General features: G+C 69.2%; 14 protein-coding genes. 12 read left to right on the top strand and 2 right to left on the bottom strand.

Annotated features, from left to right (window positions below; genetic code table 11):
• Positions 1 to 167 precede the first annotated feature (167 nt).
• The 6 genes from FIU88_RS12540 (at position 168) to FIU88_RS12515 (ending at position 6,815) form a co-directional block, all read left to right on the top strand.
• The gene (locus FIU88_RS12540) at positions 168 to 1,088 is read left to right on the top strand and encodes a LysR family transcriptional regulator (RefSeq protein WP_152479470.1); all 921 of its coding nucleotides are present in this window, start codon (positions 168 to 170) and stop codon (positions 1,086 to 1,088) included.
• A gap of 443 nt (positions 1,089 to 1,531) precedes the next feature.
• A complete protein-coding gene (locus FIU88_RS19425) occupies positions 1,532 to 1,675 on the top strand; it encodes a hypothetical protein (protein ID WP_253742557.1) in 144 nt (47 codons plus the stop codon).
• On the top strand, positions 1,672 to 3,198 hold the full coding sequence (locus tag FIU88_RS12530; protein WP_016853852.1) for a sodium:solute symporter family protein: 1,527 nt from the start codon (positions 1,672 to 1,674) through the stop codon (positions 3,196 to 3,198). Before FIU88_RS19425 ends, FIU88_RS12530 begins: the two co-directional genes overlap by 4 nt.
• 50 nt (positions 3,199 to 3,248) lie before the next feature.
• Positions 3,249 to 4,067, top strand: coding sequence for a FadR/GntR family transcriptional regulator (locus FIU88_RS12525; RefSeq protein WP_152479469.1), 819 nt, complete (start codon positions 3,249 to 3,251; stop codon positions 4,065 to 4,067).
• Positions 4,068 to 4,111: 44 nt separating this feature from the next.
• Complete coding sequence (locus FIU88_RS12520) at positions 4,112 to 5,386, top strand: Zn-dependent hydrolase (protein ID WP_152479468.1); 1,275 nt, start codon at positions 4,112 to 4,114, stop codon at positions 5,384 to 5,386.
• A 1-nt stretch (position 5,387) separates the two neighbouring features.
• Positions 5,388 to 6,815: an amidase gene (locus FIU88_RS12515; RefSeq protein WP_152479467.1), complete on the top strand. Its 1,428-nt coding sequence runs from the start codon at positions 5,388 to 5,390 to the stop codon at positions 6,813 to 6,815.
• Between the two features lie 74 nt (positions 6,816 to 6,889).
• On the opposite strand, the gene FIU88_RS12510 is transcribed toward FIU88_RS12515, so the two are convergent.
• Complete coding sequence (locus tag FIU88_RS12510; RefSeq protein ID WP_152479466.1) at positions 6,890 to 7,960, bottom strand: PA0069 family radical SAM protein; 1,071 nt, start codon at positions 7,958 to 7,960, stop codon at positions 6,890 to 6,892.
• Positions 7,961 to 8,185: 225 nt separating this feature from the next.
• Positions 8,186 to 9,775: an ABC-F family ATPase gene (locus FIU88_RS12505; RefSeq protein WP_016853847.1), complete on the bottom strand. Its 1,590-nt coding sequence runs from the start codon at positions 9,773 to 9,775 to the stop codon at positions 8,186 to 8,188.
• Between the two features lie 420 nt (positions 9,776 to 10,195).
• On the opposite strand from FIU88_RS12505, the gene FIU88_RS12500 reads away from it, so the two are divergent.
• The 6 genes from FIU88_RS12500 to cobS all read left to right on the top strand — a co-directional run bounded on the left by FIU88_RS12500 (position 10,196) and on the right by cobS (position 16,442).
• Entirely contained in the window at positions 10,196 to 11,800 is a 1,605-nt protein-coding gene (locus FIU88_RS12500; protein ID WP_152479465.1) for a glucan biosynthesis protein, read from the top strand.
• A gap of 128 nt (positions 11,801 to 11,928) precedes the next feature.
• The gene (cobT, locus tag FIU88_RS12495) at positions 11,929 to 13,056 is read left to right on the top strand and encodes a nicotinate-nucleotide--dimethylbenzimidazole phosphoribosyltransferase (protein WP_152480231.1); all 1,128 of its coding nucleotides are present in this window, start codon (positions 11,929 to 11,931) and stop codon (positions 13,054 to 13,056) included.
• On the top strand, positions 13,053 to 14,033 hold the full coding sequence (gene cbiB, locus FIU88_RS12490) for an adenosylcobinamide-phosphate synthase CbiB (RefSeq protein ID WP_152479464.1): 981 nt from the start codon (positions 13,053 to 13,055) through the stop codon (positions 14,031 to 14,033). The genes cobT and cbiB overlap by 4 nt, the downstream gene beginning before the upstream one ends.
• Positions 14,030 to 15,154: a threonine-phosphate decarboxylase CobD gene (gene cobD, locus FIU88_RS12485; RefSeq protein ID WP_152479463.1), complete on the top strand. Its 1,125-nt coding sequence runs from the start codon at positions 14,030 to 14,032 to the stop codon at positions 15,152 to 15,154. Before cbiB ends, cobD begins: the two co-directional genes overlap by 4 nt.
• Positions 15,151 to 15,687, top strand: a complete 537-nt coding sequence (locus tag FIU88_RS12480) for a bifunctional adenosylcobinamide kinase/adenosylcobinamide-phosphate guanylyltransferase (RefSeq protein WP_172977720.1) — start codon at positions 15,151 to 15,153, stop codon at positions 15,685 to 15,687. Before cobD ends, FIU88_RS12480 begins: the two co-directional genes overlap by 4 nt.
• Positions 15,684 to 16,442: an adenosylcobinamide-GDP ribazoletransferase gene (cobS, locus tag FIU88_RS12475; RefSeq protein ID WP_152479461.1), complete on the top strand. Its 759-nt coding sequence runs from the start codon at positions 15,684 to 15,686 to the stop codon at positions 16,440 to 16,442. Before FIU88_RS12480 ends, cobS begins: the two co-directional genes overlap by 4 nt.
• The last annotated feature ends 20 nt before the right edge of the window (positions 16,443 to 16,462 follow it).

Below are 16,462 nucleotides of genomic sequence, written 5' to 3'. Positions count from 1 at the left end.
TCGATAGGCCGTTTTCAGGTCGTTGCGGGTCGTGGTAGGGCAAAGGTAGGTCCGTGAGTTGATAAGTTAAATCTGGATGTCTTTAATCTCATGAAAGCATTTGGTTAACTTTTGCCTCGATGTCCGATCCCCTCCACGACGAACGTCCTCCACCGGAGAGCCGTGCCATGCCGACCCGCAAACAGGCCCTGTCGGGCCAGCCCAGCGATGCCGATCTGCGCCTGCTGCGTATATACCGCAAGGTCGTGGAATGTGGCGGTTTTTCCGCCGCCGAGGTGGAGCTCAACATCAGCCGCGCGGCGATCAGCATGGCCATGAACGACCTGGAAGCGCGGCTCGGCCTGCGGCTCTGCCAGCGCGGCCGCAGCGGCTTCGCCCTGACCGACGAAGGCGCCGAGGTCTATGAGGCCACCCTGCAGCTGCAGGCCGCGGTGGAAGGGTTTCGCACCCGGGTCAATGGCCTGCATGCCCGGCTCAAGGGCGAGCTCAACATCGGCATCACCGACAACCTGGTGACCATGCCGGAGATGCACATCACCGATGCGCTCAGCGCGCTCAAGGAGCGCGGGCCCGAGGTGCACATCAACATCCGCATGATTCCGCCCAGCGATATCGAACTGGGGGTTCTGGACGGCCGCCTGCATACCGGCGTGATTCCGGCGCTCAAGACCCTGCCCGGCCTCGAGTATCTGTCGCTCTACGAGGAACACTCCCGGCTGTATTGCGCAGCGGGTCATCCGCTCTTCGAGGCCGGCGAGGCGACGCGGGAGCGGCTGGCCGACTGCGATGCGGTGGTGCCGGCCTACGCCCAGGCGCCGGAGATCAAGGCGCTGCATGAGCCGCTCAGGGCGACCGCCTCGGCCACCGATCGCGAAGGCATCGCCTTCCTGATCCTGTCCGGCCGTTACATCGGCTACCTGCCGACCCATTACGCCGAGCGCTGGGTGCGCGACGGGCGAATGCGGGCGCTGAATCCCGAGTCCTGCCGCTATGTCACCCGCTACAGCGCGATTACCCGCAAGGGGGCGCCGCCCAACCTGGTGCTGGAGAGCTACCTCGAGGAGTTGGGGCGTTTGGTGAGGCAGTGAGATCGCCGTCGTTCGGTGGTCACCCTGGCAGGGCAGAAGGGCATCTCAAGCCGGGCATCTGGACTCGTTGGCTGGGGTATCCGGGGCCGAATTCATCGCTTTCGGGCGCTTCACCGGGAGTCGGCGTGGTGTCTCCGTGGCCGGGCGGTCAGATCCTCGAGCCACGCCTGCCTACGCACATCCTGCTTGACAAGGAATGGGGGGAGCGACTAACTGTTATATTTATTCGTATAAATACAATAATTGATTCATCGCCTGCATGATCCCTCCCGACCGGCCATGGCCATCGGGGTCGCACCATCCCATCCAAACAGAACAAGGGGATACACGATGAGAAAGACCTTCCGCTCCCGGAAGCTCGCCATCTACGGCGGCATGTTGCTGGGCTTCGTGATGCTCGAGAGTCCGATGATCCTGGTGGCCAACCAGACGAGCCCATGGTCATGGGCATACCCTTCTTGCTGCTCTGGAGCCTCGGCTGGTGGGCCTTTCTCACCGCCCTGTTCCTGGTGGCCTATCTCACTCACTGGGGGAGCAGCAGCCCCGCGCCGAGTGCCCGTCCCCGCGTCGAGGAGGCCGCATCATGACCGGTAGCATCCTGATCATCGCCGCCTTCATGATCATCCCGTTGATCGTGGGCGTCGTCTCGTCACGGCAGTCCCAGGACACCAGCGAGGACTTCTTCGTCCAGGGCCGTGCCATGGGCAGCATCGCCGTGTTCTTCACGGTGGCCGCCACCTGGTGGAGCGCCTTCGCCTTCCTGGGATCCAATGCCACCTTCTACACCAGTGGCCCCGTCTACTTGACGGCCCTGGCGTGGAACCTGCTGTTCGGCTTCATGTACTACTGGATCGGCAAGCGGGTCTGGTTCTTGGGCAAGCGTTTCGACTATCTGACGCCCTCCGACCTGATGGGCGACTTCTACAACAGCGAGGCCCTGCGCGTCCTGGTCGCCGTGATCACCCTGGTGTTCACCGTGCCCTACCTGCAGATCCAGCTGACCGGCGGGGCCTACCTCATCGAGGTCGCCTCCGGCGGGGTCGTGCCCTTCTGGCTTGCCGCCCTGCTGTTCTACTTCATCATCATCGTCTATGTCTGGATCGGCGGGATTCGCGCCATCGCCTGGACGGACGTGATCTACGGCGCCCTGTTGTTCTTCGGCATGATGTTCGCCGGCTATTACATCTCCGGCCAGGTGGGAGGGCCCGCGGCGATGTTCGCCCAGTTGCAGCAGTCGTCGCCCGCACACCTGACCCTGCCGGGGCCCAACGGCAACATGGGCTACAGCATGTGGTTCTCGCTGTTCGTCATCGTGGCCATCGGCGCCTTCATGGGGCCGCAGATCTGGCTGCGCATGTACTCGGTGAAGAGCGGCCGGCTGTTCAACCTGATGCCCTTCCTGCTGGGCTTCGCCGCCCTGGCCTACTTCGGCTCGGTGCTGACCGGCTATACCGGCGTGCTGCTCGAGCCGGGCCTGGAAAATGCCGACCAGATCCTGCCGGTCATGCTGATGAACTATGCCCCCTACCTGCTGGCCTCCTTGATCATGGCCGCCGGCGCCGCCGCCGCCATGTCCACGGCCAATTCACAGATCCATGCGGTGTCCACGGTGGTGACCATGGACATCTACCAGCGCTACGTGAACCGTCGGGCGACCCAGGCTCGCATCGTCACCGTGGGCCGGCTGTCGCTGGTGGGCTTCTCGCTGGCCGCCTACATCATGGCCCTGACCGTGCCCGGTCTGCTGGTGACCATCGGCATCGCCGCCTTGGCCGGCACCGCCCAGTTGATCGTGCCTACCCTCGGGGCCATCACCTGGCGCCGGGCGCACCCCATGGCCGCCTTCTGGGGGCTGATCGGCGGTGTCGCCAGCGTGCTGGTCCTCACCTATGGCGCCAGCGTCAGCAATCCTCTCGGCCTGCACGCCGGCATCTGGGGGCTGTTGGTCAACGGTGGGCTGTTCGTCGGCCTGAGCCTGCTGCTGGAGCGCCGCGATCCTGAGGTGGTCGAGCGCTTCGCCGAGGCGCGCCGGGACTACGACGCCGAGTTCCACCCGGAACGTCTCGAAGACGAAGGCCATGCTGCCGGCGAGGCCGTCTCGACCCGCTGATCCCATAGCCAGGGGCCTGACGGCAGGCCCCATATCACAAGGAATCTTGCATGAGTCAGACGCCATCCCCGCGTCGTCGCCAGAAGCTGGCCGAGCTGATCAGCGATGATATCAAGCGCTGGATCGCCACCGAGGGACTGACAGAGGGCGACCGCCTGCCCAACGAGAAGACCCTGATGGAACTCTATGGATGCGCCAAGGGAACCGTGCGCGAGGCTCTCAAGATCCTCGAGGTGGAAGGCCTGATCGCCCTCAAGACCGGGCCAGGTGGCGGCGCGATCCTGCGCACGCCGAGCATGGAGCCGGCCAGTCGCATGCTGCGTAACTTCCTGCATTTCCGGTCGCTGGATGGCCATCAGGTCTATCAGCTGCGCCGCTTGCTGGAGGTGGAGATGGCGGTCTCCGTCGTCGGCCGGTTGAACGAGGAAGCGCTGACCCGCCTGGAGGACAACATGTCGGCGTGCGAATGCCATCAGCTGGGCGAAGAGGATCAGCGACGCCAGCGATTCCTCGAACTGGAGTTCCACAACCTGTTGGCCCGAGCCTGTCCCAACCCGCTGCTGGCCTTCATGTGCCGCTTCCTCAACGACATGCTGCGCGATCTGGTGGTGGTCAAGAAGGCCTACCTGCCCGAGCGCAAGCAGTTCGATGAGGCCAATCACCGCTATCACCGGGAGCTGGTCGAGGCCTTCCGTGCCGAGGACGTCGAGCGGGTGCGGCGGCTGATGGACGAGCACATGCGCGATGCCGAGTTCCACATGTCGGCCCTGGAGGCGGAAGTGGCCGACCAGATGCTGATTTCCCAGGACGCACTCACCACGGCGGCCGATGCCTCGCCCCTGCTGCGGCTCGTCGATCCGGGGCGCTGAGGCCGCGCTCCGATTGCCCATCACAATGACAACGAGGAACATGCATGACTATCGCCCAACTCGACTCCGTTGCGACACTGCGCACCGATCGCGAAGGCCTTTGGCAGGCCTTGATGGAGCTCGCCAGCCTGGGGGCGACCCCCAAGGGGGGCGTCAATCGCCAGGCCCTCACCGAGCTGGATCGCCAGGCCCGCGACCTGTTCATTCGCTGGTGCCGGGACGAGGGCTTGAGCATTCGTGTCGATGCCATCGGCAACATCTTCGCCCGGCGTCCGGGGCGGGACCCGAATAGCCCGGTGGTGATGACCGGCAGCCACATCGACACGCAGCCCACCGGCGGCAAGTTCGATGGCTGCTATGGAGTGCTGGCCGGGCTCGAGGTCATTCGTACCCTCAACCGCCATGGCGTCCAGACCGAGGCGCCGGTCGAGGTGGTCGCCTGGACCAACGAGGAAGGCTGCCGGTTCCCGCCCTGCATGATGGGGTCGGGGGTGTTCACCGGGCAGCTGGCGCTCGACGAGATGTTGGCCCAGGTCGATGACGATGGCGTCCGCGTCGATGAGGCCCTGGGAGCCATCGGCTACCGTGGGGACGACCGCGTGGACCACGGGGCCATCAAGGCCTTCTTCGAGGCGCATATCGAGCAGGGGCCGATCCTCGAGGATACCGGCAACACCGTGGGCGTGGTGATCGGGGCCCTGGGGCAGAAATGGTTCGACCTCAGGCTCACCGGCCAGGAGGCTCATGCCGGCCCCACGCCCATGGACCTGCGCCGCGATGCCATGCTGGGCGCCGCCGAGATCACCCAGGCCGTCAACCGCATCGCCAATGCCCACCAGCCCCATGGCCGCGGCACCGTCGGCTCGCTGCAGCTGCATCCCGGCTCGCGCAACGTCATTCCCGGCGAGGTCCGAATGACCATCGACCTGCGTCACCTCGATCCCGGAACGCTGGCGCGCATGGCCGACGAACTGCGCCGAGTGGTGGACGAGACGAGCCGGCGCCATGGCCTGGACGCCGAGCTCACGCCGACCGCCGATTTCGCCCCCGAGCGTTTCGCCGATGGCTGCGTCGAGGCGGTGCGCCATGCCGCCGAGCGGCTCGGCTGCTCGCACCTGGAGGTCGTCAGCGGCGCCGGCCACGACGCCATCTTCCTGGGGCGTGTCGCGCCAGCCGGGATGATCTTCGTGCCCTGCGAGAACGGCATCAGCCACAACGAGAGCGAGAACGCCACCCCGGAGGACCTGCATGACGGCTGTAACGTCCTGCTGCATGCCATGCTGGAACAGGCGGTCGTTGTCTCGAGCGAGGAGGAGTGACATGCCCATGACGACCAACGACTCACCCACCGAGCTTGCCGAGCTGAGCGCCAGCGAGGCCCTGGCGTTGTTTCGGCGTGGCGCCCTCTCGCCCGTCGAGCTGACAGAAGATTGCCTGGCACGCATCGAGCGCGACAACCCGGCGGTGAACGCCTTCGCCCATGTGGATGGCGAGCGGGCCCTGGCCGCCGCTCGTGACGCCGAGGCCCGCTGGCACGCCGGCCGCCCCTGTGGCGCCCTCGATGGCGTTCCGACGACCATCAAGGACCTGACCCTGACGGTAGGCATGCCGACGCGACTGGGCTCGACCACCACCTCGCCGCAGGGGCCCTGGGACACCGATGCGCCGGTCAGTCGCCACCTGAAGGAGGCCGGTGCGGTGGTTCTCGGCAAGACGACGTCCCCGGAATTCGGCTGGAAGGGGGTCACCGATAATCCCCTGCACGGCATCACGCGCAATCCCTGGGACACGCGCCTGACGCCTGGGGGGTCCTCGGGCGGCGCGGCGGCGGCGGCGGCCCTGAACCTGGGCCTGCTGCACCAGGGCAGCGATGCCGGCGGCTCGATCCGTATTCCCTGCGGCTTTACCGGTACCTTCGGCATCAAGCCCACCTTCGGCTGGGTGCCCCAGTGGCCCGCCAGCGCCATGGGCACTCTTTCCCACCTTGGACCGATGACCCGCACCGCGGCCGACAGTGCCCTGATGCTGAGCGTCATGGCAAGGCCGGACGCTCGCGACGGCTACCTGGGCAATCCTCGGACCGAGGACTGGCTGACGCCGCCCCCGACCTCGCTGAAGGGGTGGCGAATCGCCTACAGCCCGGACCTGGGCTATGTGAACGTCGCCCCGGATATCGCCGCTCGAGTGCGAAGCGCCGTCGGGCTGTTGCGGGAGCTGGGCGCCACCGTGGAGGAGGTGCATCCCGGCTTCGAGGACCCCCGGAGGATCTTCGACACCCTGTGGTTCGCCGGTGCGAGCCAGGCGCTGGAGCGGCTGGATGAGGCGCAGCGGGCGGCCCTGGATCCTGGTTTTCTGGATATCGCCCGGCGAGGCCAGGACATCTCGATGCGCGACTATCTCGCCGCCCAGCGAGAGCGAGAGCGCCTCGTCGCGCGCATGCAGGCCTTCCACGAGCGATACGACCTGCTGGTGACTCCGACCCTGCCGCTGGCACCCTTCGAGGCGGGTCACAATGTGCCGCCGGAGGGACCTTACCGGGACTGGATGGACTGGACGCCCTTCAGCTACCCCTTCAACCTCACCCAGCAGCCCGCCGCTTCCTTGCCCTGCGGCCTGGATGACCAGGGCCTGCCGGTGGGCCTGCACCTGGTGGGGCCCCGCTTCCGGGACCTGAACGTGCTGCACGCCGCCCGTCTGCTGGAACATCGGCTGTCGCCCTGTCCACTGCCGGGAAGGTCCAGGGGCTGATCCGGTCGCCCGTGCCCGGCCGGGTGAGCAGAGATCGCTTTACCGGGGTGATGCGTGAGCGAAGGCGACTGGCGCTACTCGAACAGCTCGCCCTGGCGCCGCGGCGGCCGGAAGGACGCGCAGTCCAGGGACGGCAGGCCGGGGAAATCAAGCCGCCGGTGGGCCTGGCGGAAGCGCTGGTCCAGCAGGTCGGCGAACACGCCCTGGCCGCGCATGCGGTGGCCGAAGCGGGCGTCGTAGTCGCGCCCGCCGCGGCACTGGCGGATCAGGCTCATCACCTTGGCCGCGCGCTCGGGGTAGTGCTGGGCCAGCCAGCCCTCGAACAGCGGCGCCACCTCTCGGGGCAGGCGCAGCAGCATCCAGCGCGCATCCATGGCGCCGGCGTCTCTGGCGGCGTCCAGCAGCCGCTCCAGCTCGTGATCGGTCAGCCCCGGAATCACCGGCGAGATCAGGGTGCCTACCGGCACGCCGGCCTCGGCCAGCCGGTCGATCATCCTCAGACGCGTCGCCGGTGAGGCGGCGCGCGGCTCCAGGCTGCGCTTCAGGTCGGTGTCCAGGCTGGTCAGGCTGACCAGCACCCTGACCAGGCGGTGGCGGGCCAGCTCGCCCAGCAGGTCCAGGTCGCGCAGGATCAGCGCCCCCTTGGTCACCAGGGTGACCGGGTGGCGGCAGGCGAGCAGGCTCTCCAGCAGGCGCCTCGTGGTGCCGCGTTCGGCCTCGAGGGGCTGGTAGGCATCGGTGTTGCCGGCCAGGTTGATCGGGCGACACACATAGCCGGGATGGGCCAGTTCTTCCTCGAGTCGCTCGACCAGGCCCTGGCGGGCGATCAGCCGTGTCTCGAAGTCGAGCCCGGGGGAGAGGTCCCAGTAGGCGTGGCTGGGGCGGGCATAGCAGTAGATACAGCCATGCTCGCAGCCCCGATAGGGGTTAAGCGAGCGATCGAAGGGCAGGTCCGGCGAACGGTTCCAGGCCAGGGCGCTGCGCGACCGCTCCTCGGCGACCTCGGTGGCCAGCCGCTCGGGCACGGCATCCTGCCACCAGCCGTCGTCCACGGCCTCGACCCGCGTCGGCGCGAAGCGATTGTCGGGATCGAAGGTGGCGCCGCGGCCCTTGCGGACCAGGGCGTGTCGGGGAGGCGTCGCCATGCCGGGCTCCTTGTCTGTATTTATGTACAGTATAAGGGGCTCCCGTCATCACGACAAAGCGTTGGCCGGGGGCGGCTAGGCCGCCGATCGCTTCGATGTTGGTGAGCGACGCCCCTGCCGTCGCGCAGGCGACGCCAGGGGCGAGTCGTGGAAGGCTGTGTCGATGAGGCGGGGACTGACGGATGGGCGGCGGGCGCCCCCCATCCCGACGGCGCGAGGGAAGACTTATCCGGGAACACCCTGGCTGCGCAGGTAATCGTCATAACTGCCACTGAAATCGACGATGCCGTCGTCTTTCATCTCGATGATGCGCGTGGCCAGCGAGCCGACGAATTCCCGGTCGTGACTGACAAAGATCAACGTGCCGGCATAGTGTTCCAGCGCCAGGTTGAGCGCTTCGATGGACTCCATGTCCAGGTGGTTCGTGGGCTCATCCATGATCAGCACATTGGGCTGTTGCAGGATGAGCTTGCCGAACAGCATGCGCCCCTGTTCGCCACCCGAGATGACCTTCACCGACTTGCCGATGTCGTCATTGGAGAACAGCATCCGGCCCAGAGCGCCGCGCACGGTCTGCTCACCGCCGGTCGTCCATTGCTGCATCCATTCGAAGAGCGTCTCGCCGCCCTCGAAATCCGCCGCGTGGTCCTGCGCGAAGTAACCGACGTCGGCGGCATCGGTCCATCTGGCTTCGCCGGCATCCGGCGTCATGCTGCCCACCAGGCAGTTGAGCAGGGTGGTCTTGCCGATGCCGTTGGGGCCGATGATGGCGATCCGTTCGCCGGCCTCGACGCGCAGGCCGAGTCGCTCGAACAGGACATTATCGCCCCAGGCCTTGGAGAGATCTTCCACCGAGAGCGCCTGGCGATGGATCTTCTTGTTCTGCTCGAAGCGAATGAAGGGGCTGACGCGCGAGGAGGGCTTGATCTCCTCGAGCTGGATCTTGTCGATCTTGCGCTGCCGCGACGTGGCCTGCTTGGCCTTTGAGGCATTGGCCGAGAAGCGGCTGACGAATTGCTGCAGCTCGGCGATTTCCGCCTTCTTCTTGGCATTTTCGGCATGCAGGCGCTCGCGCGCCTGGGTGGCGGCGGTCATGTACTCGTCGTAGTTGCCCGGAAACAGCTGCAGCTCGCCGTAGTCCAGGTCCGCCATGTGCGTGCAGACACTGTTCAGGAAGTGACGATCGTGGGAGATGATGATCATGGTCGACGAGCGTGCCTTGAGGATGTCCTCCAGCCAGCGAATCGTGTTGATGTCGAGGTGGTTGGTCGGCTCATCGAGCAGCAGCACGTCGGGGTCGCTGAACAGCGCCTGGGCCAGCAGCACGCGGAGCTTCCAGCCTGGCGCGACAACGCTCATCGGCTGGTCGTGCTGCTCGAGGGGAATGCCCAGGCCCAGCAGCAGCTCGCCGGCACGGGCCTCGGCGGTATAGCCATCGAGTTCGGCGAAACGCACCTCGAGATCGGCGACCGCCATGCCATCCTCTTCACTCATCTCGGCCTGCGAGTAGATGCGCTCACGCTCCGCGGCGACGCGCCAGAGTTCTTCGTTGCCCATGATCACCGTATCGATGACACGCTCGTCCTCGAAGGCGAACTGGTCCTGGCGCAGCTTGCCGAGGCGGGTGGTGGCCTCCTTCATCACCTGGCCGCTGGTTGGTTCGAGGTCGCCCCCGAGGATCTTCATCAGGGTCGACTTGCCACAGCCGTTGGCCCCGATCAGGCCGTAGCGGTGGCCCTGGCCGAATTTGACGGAAACGTTTTCGAACAGCGGCTTGGGGCCAAACTGCATGGTGATGTTGGCGGTAGAGAGCACGGCGGAGTATCTCGCGGGAGGAACATGAATGAGAGACTTGGGCCGGCACGGCAAAGGGCTTCGACCAAAGTGGAGGGCGCATTGTACGTGCCGGACCGCGTGGCTATCTACACGCCCCGTCGGCCGGCCGCGTCGGCTCGGTTCGCGGGCTCATGCCTCGACCTCGAGCCACGCTCCCCCGCGAGGGGTATCGCGCGATGACGGGGGGCTGCCGCGCAGCGGCCAGGGAGCGTCGGCGGTGGGGAGGCGTCGCCATGTCGGGCTCCTGTGGCGTAGCCCGTTACGGCCTGGGTGTTTGCCGTCATCCCGATAAAGCGTTGGCCGGGGAACTCGGGCGGGGTGGCGGCGTTCCACACGGAGGCGAAGGTGCCTCGGGCGATCCCCGAGCCCTGATGGACGCCATCCGACAAGGAACCGGTTATGAAGCGACGCGATTTCCTCAAACTCACCGGCGCGCTCGGCGGCAGCGGCCTGCTGCCGATGGGCGGCGTGCTGGCGACGACGCGGGAGGCTCGGCCGAGCGGTGACGGCGAGCCCTTCGACTATGCCTGGCTCAAGGGGCTGGCCCGGGAGCTATCCGCGCGGCCGCCGCGCGAACATGCCATCGAGCTGCCCGCGCCGATCCGGGGGCTCGACTGGGACGCCTACCAGGCGATCCGCTATCGGCCCGAGCGGGCGCTGTGGGCCGGGGACCCGGGAACGGAGTTCCGCGCCCAGCTGTTCCATCTGGGGCTCCATTACCGGACGCCGGTGCGCATCTACGAGGTCGTCGAGGGCCGGGCCCATGAGCTCTCCTATGCCGCCGAGCGCTTCGATTTCGGCGAGTCGGGCATCGCATCGGAGCGCCTGCCCGAGGATCTCGGCTACGCCGGGTTCCGGCTCCACCATCGTGACGACTGGCAGCGCGATGTCGCCGCCTTCCTGGGGGCCAGCTACTTCCGGGCGGTGAGCGACTCCCTGCAGTACGGCATGTCGGCCCGCGGCCTGGCCATCGACACGGCCACCGCCACCGGCGAGGAGGAGTTCCCTGACTTCACCCGCTTCTGGCTGGAGCGCCCCGAGGGCGGCGAGGCGCGGGTCATCGTCCATGCGCTGCTCGAATCGGCCAGCGTCACCGGCGCCTACCGCTTCGTGATCACCGAGGACGAGGGCGTGGTCATGGACATCGATGCCGCCCTCTATCCGCGGCGCACCATCGAGCGGCTCGGGGTGGCGCCGCTGACCAGCATGTACATGGTCGGCGAGAACGATCGCGGCGCCGACTGGGACTGGCGGCCGGAGATCCACGACTCCGATGGCCTGTCGATCCATTCGGGTAACGGCGAATGGCTATGGCGACCGCTCGCCAATCCCGACCGGCTGCGCTTCAACGCCTTCGGCGACCGCTCGCCGCGCGGCTTCGGGCTGCTGCAGCGGGATCGCGACTTCGACCATTACCAGGACGACGGCGTCTTCTACGACCGGCGGCCCGGCGTCTGGATCGAGCCGAAGGGCGACTGGGGCGAGGGATCGATACAGCTGGTCGAGCTGCCCACCCTCGACGAGACCTTCGACAACATCGTCGCCTTCTGGAACCCGGCCAGGCCCGCCGAGCCCGGCGAGGAGCTGCTGTTCGGCTATCGGCTCAGCTGGTGCGACACCTCGCCCGCCCGGCCGTCGCTGGCGCGCTGCGTGGCGACCCGCACCGGGCTCGGCGGCGTGGTCGGCCAGCGTCGCGACCATTACAGCCGGCGCTTCGTGGTCGACTTCGCCGGCGGGCCGCTGCCGCTGGGCGAGGACGCCGAGGTCGAACCCGTCATCGATGCCTCCGATGGACGCGTCGAGATCGCCTCGGCCCGCCCGCTGGACGCCATCGATGGCTACCGCGCCAGGTTCGACGTGGTGCCCCCCGACGATGGCACCGAGCCCATCACCCTGCGGCTCTACCTGAAGCGCGGCGATCAACCCCTGACCGAGACCTGGCTCTACGAGTGGACGCCGCCGCCCGCCGAAGAGCGCAAGCTGCGCAATCCCGGGCACCTCTAGGGGGAGCTCGCGCCGGGGCACAGGGGCCGGCCGAGCGGGCGGCGGCCGATGGGCCTCCGCCTTGCCGGGGCCTCTGGTAGGATGGGCGCCTCGCCAAGGACGCCCGGAGACGCCCCGTGACCGATGCCATGCCGCCCATTCCCGCGCCCGACACCGCCCGTGCCGGGCGCGTTGCCCGCTATCTCGACACCCTGACCAAGCCACCGGGTAGCCTGGGGCGTCTCGAGGCCCTGGCGGTGAGCCTGGCGGCGATCACCGGCGAGGACTTCCCCCGCGTCGGCCCGCCCGGGGTGGTGGTGTTCGCCGCCGACCACGGCGTGGCGGCGGAGGGCGTCTCGGCCTTCCCCCAGGCCGTGACCGCCCAGATGGTGGCCAATTTCGTCGCCGGCGGGGCGGCCATCAACGCCTTCGCGCGGCGCATCGGCGCGAGGCTCGAGGTGGTCGACGTGGGCGTGGCCAATGCGCTGCCCGCCGAGGGCGTGGTCCGGGAGCGCATCCGCCCAGGCACCGGCAATCTGGCCCGCGAGGACGCCATGCGCCGAGACGAGGCGCTGTCCGCCATCGCCGTCGGTCGTCGCGCCGCCGAGCGGGCCGCTGAGGCGGGTTGCCGCTGCCTGATCGCCGGCGAGATGGGCATCGCCAACACCACCGCCAGCAGCGCCATGCTGGCGGCGCTGACCGGGGTCCCCGTCGCCGAACTGGTCGGCCCCGGCACCGGCGTAGCCGGCGAGGCGCTGGCCCACAAGCGGGCGGTGATCGAGGCCGCGCTTGCCGCGCGTGCGGCCGATCCCGCCGATCCGCTGGACGTGCTGGCGAAGCTCGGCGGGCTCGAGATCGCCGCCATGGTCGGGGCCTACCGGGAAGCGGCGGCGAGGCGCCTGCCGATCCTCGTCGACGGCTTCATCGCCACCGTGGCCGCGCTGACCGCCTGCCGGCTCGACCCGGCGCTGCGCCCCTACCTGATCTTCGGCCATCGCTCCCACGAGCCCGGCCATGCCCATGCCCTGGCGGCGCTCGACGCCGAGCCGCTGCTGGCCATGGAGCTGCGCCTGGGGGAGGGCAGCGGCGCGGCCCTGGCCTTCCCGCTGCTCGAAGCGGCCACGGCGATGCTCGCCGAGATGGCCACCTTCGACGGCGCCGGCGTCGACGACCGCAGCGAGCACAACGATCGTGAAGAACACAACGATCGTGAGGAAGAAAGCGATCGTGAAGAACACAACGATCGTGAAGGAAAAGGCGAGAGGCCCCGAGCATGACGCTGGACCCGCTGTCCTGGGAGCTGCTGGCGCTGGTCGCTGCGGCGCTGGCCATCGACCTAGTGCTGGGCGACCCGGCCTGGCTGCCGCATCCGGTGGTGGGCATCGGCCGGGCGATCGCCAGGCTCGAGCGCGCCTGGAACCATGGCCCCGCCGAGGCTCGCCGTCGGCGCGGCCTATGGCTGGCGGCGGTGGTGGTCGGCGGCACCTGGGCGCTGGCCTGGGGCCTGCTGACGGTGCTGGCCTGGTGGTCGCCGGCGCTGTCGCTCGCCGCCGAGCTCGTGCTGCTGGCCACGGCCTTCGCCACCCGCGGGCTCGCCCAGGCGGCCCGGGCGGTGGCCGAGCCGCTCGGGCAGGGCGACCTGCCGGCGGCGCGCCGCGCGCTGGGCGGCATCGTCGGCCGCGATACCGACACGCTGGACGAGGCGGGACTTTCCCGCGGCGCGGTGGAGACCGTGGCCGAGAACACCGTGGACGGCATCACCGCCCCGCTGTGCTGGGCGCTGATCGGCGGCGCGCCCCTGGCGCTGGCCTACAAGGCGGTCAACACGCTGGATTCCATGGTCGGCTATCGCAGCCCGCGCTATGAGGACTTCGGCCGCGCCTCGGCGCGCCTGGACGACGCCGTCAACTGGGTGCCGGCGCGGCTCACGGCCCTGGCCATGTGGCTGGCCGCGCGGCTCGTCGTCGGCGGCCGCACGCAGGGGGCCATGGCCGCCACCCGCCGCGAGGCGCCGCGGCACCCGAGCCCCAACGCCGGCTGGCCCGAGGCCATGGTGGCGCACCTGCTGGGCGTGCAGCTCGGCGGGCTCAACCACTACGAGGGTCGGCCCTCGCATCGCGCCGTCCTCGGCCGGGCGCGGGAGCCGCTGAAGGTTTCCCATATCGAGCGGGCGATCCGCCACATGCACGGCGGCTGGCTGGGCGTGCTGGCGCTGCTGGCGCCGCTGGTGCTGCTGCGGGAGTGGCTGGCATGACGGCACCGGTCAGAACGGAAAACGCGCCGGACTGGCCGGCCCACGGCGGGCGCATCGCGCCGCTGCTGGCGCGCCATGGCCTGCCCGCCGATCACCCGGTGATCGACTTCAGCGCCAACCTCAATCCGCTGGGGCCGCCGCCCTGGCTCGGCGACTGGCTGAGCGATCGGATGAGTGAGTCGCCGGGCGGCGCCGCGTCGCTGGCCCGCTATCCGGACCCGGACGACGATCGGGCGCGCCGGGCCATCGCCGCCCACGACGGCGTGGCGCCGGCGCGGGTGCTGGTCACCAACGGCGGCATCGAGGCGATCCATCTCGCCGCCGCGCGGCATGCCGGCGGCCGCGCCCTGGTGATCGAGCCGACCTTCTGCGAGTACGCCCTGGCCTGCGGTCGGCACGGTCTTTCCGTCGAGCGGCTGGCGCTGGAGACGCCGGCGTTCCGGCTCGATCTCGACGCCGCCGAGGCCGCCCTGGCCGGCGTCGAGATCGCCTTCCTGTGCCGGCCCAACAACCCCAGTGGCACCCTGATCCCCCGCGCCGACGTCGAGCGGCTGCTGGCGCGGGCCGACGAGACCGGCACCACCCTGGTGGTGGACGAGGCCTTCGTCGACTTCACCGAGGCCGAGGAGCGGCTGACGCCGCTGCTCGAGCGCTCGAGCCACCTGCTGCTGCTGCGCTCGCTGACCAAGCTGTTCGACGTGCCGGGGCTCCGGCTCGGCTACCTGCTCGGCGCCCCCGAGGCCGTCGCGCGGCTGGCCGAGCTGCAGATGCCATGGAGCGTCAACGCCCTGGCCCTGGGGCTGACGGCGCCGCTGCTCGACGACCGTGACTATCTGGCCCGCACCCGGGCCTGGCTCGCCGCCGAGCGCGATCTTCCCGAGCGAGTGCGCGCGCTGGGCTACACGGTGCCGGAGACCCACGCCAACTTCCTGCTGCTGCGCGGCGGAGACGACGCCGAGGACGCGGGGGCGCTGTTCGCCTTCCTGCTCGAGCGCGGGCTGCTGGCCCGCCACACCCACGGCTTCCCCGGGCTCGACGGCGCCTGGCTGCGCCTGGCGCTGCGCGGCCGCGACGACAATGCCCGGCTGCTCGAGGCCCTGGCGGCATGGCGGCGCCCATGATCGCCTTCGTCTCCGGCGGGGCCCGCTCCGGCAAGAGCGGTGTGGCCGAGGCGCTGGTCGGCGATTGGCAGTCGGCCCGCGGCGGCGCGCGTTACTATCTCGCCACCGCCCGGCCCGGCGACGACGAGATGGCCGCCCGCATCGCCCGCCACCGCCGCGAGCGCGGCGACGGCTGGCTGACCCTGGAGCCGCCGCTGGCCTTCGGCGAGGCGCTCGCCGCGATGCCGCCGGGCAGCACGGTGCTGCTCGACTGCCTGACCCTGTGGGCCAGCCGGGTGATGTTCGAGGCCGATCTCTCTGAGGCCGAGGGGCGGGCGATGCTCTCGGCGGGGCTCGACGAGGCCCGCCGCCGCGACCTCGCCCTGGTGGTGGTCTCCAACGACCTCAACGAGGATCTGGCGCCCCGCGATGCCCTGGTGTGGCGCTACCTGGCCTTCCTGCAGGCCCTGCATCGCGACCTGGCCGCGGCGTCGGACCGCGTGATCGAGGTGGTGGCCGGCCGCGCCATCGACTGGAAAGGAGACGATTCATGAAGGACGCGGGCTTCGGGGCGCTCTTGGCCATCCAGTTCCTGACCCGGCTGCCGGTGACGCTGTCCTGCCCCTGGACGCCGGCCACCCGGCGCTGGGCGGCGCGGGCCTATCCGCTGGTCGGCGCGCTGGTGGGGGCGATCGTGGCCGTCGTCGGCACGCTGCTCGAGGGCCTGCTGCCCCTGCCGCTGTTGGCGCTTTCGCTGCTCAGCCTGTGGGTGGCGCTGACCGGCGGGCTGCACCTCGACGGCCTGATGGACCTGGCCGATGCGCTCGGCAGCAATGCCCCGCTCGAGAAGCGCTGGGCGATCATGAAGGACCCTCAGGTCGGCAGCTTCGCCGTGCTGGCGCTGGTCTTCCAGCTGGCCTGGAAGGCGGCACTGCTGTGGGCGCTGCTGGCGGCCGGGGCGAGCCCCTGGTGGCTGGTACCGGTGGTGGCGCTGGGGCGACTGGCCGCGGTCGGCCTGCTGGTGAGCCAGCCCGCCGCCCGCGCCGAGGGCCTGGCCCACGCCTGGCAGCAGAGCCTCGGCCGGCGCGACCTGATGCTGGCCGCGCTGCCGGCGCTGGCGTGTCTCGTTTTCGTGCCCGGTCTGGGCTGGCTGCTTGCCGGCCTGGCCGCCTTCGTCATCATCTACGGCCGGGCGGTGCGCCGGGCCTTCGGCGGCATCAACGGCGACATCGTCGGCGCCGCCATCGAGGGAGGAGAACTATGGCTGCTGCTGATCGCCTGGAGCTGGTGGTCGTTCGTCATGGCCTGACGAGCCGGGCCTGTGAAGAG

Source organism: Halomonas sp. THAF12 (assembly GCF_009363675.1).
GTDB lineage: Bacteria > Pseudomonadota > Gammaproteobacteria > Pseudomonadales > Halomonadaceae > Halomonas > Halomonas smyrnensis.
This window is presented reverse-complemented; position numbering and strand designations above follow the sequence as displayed.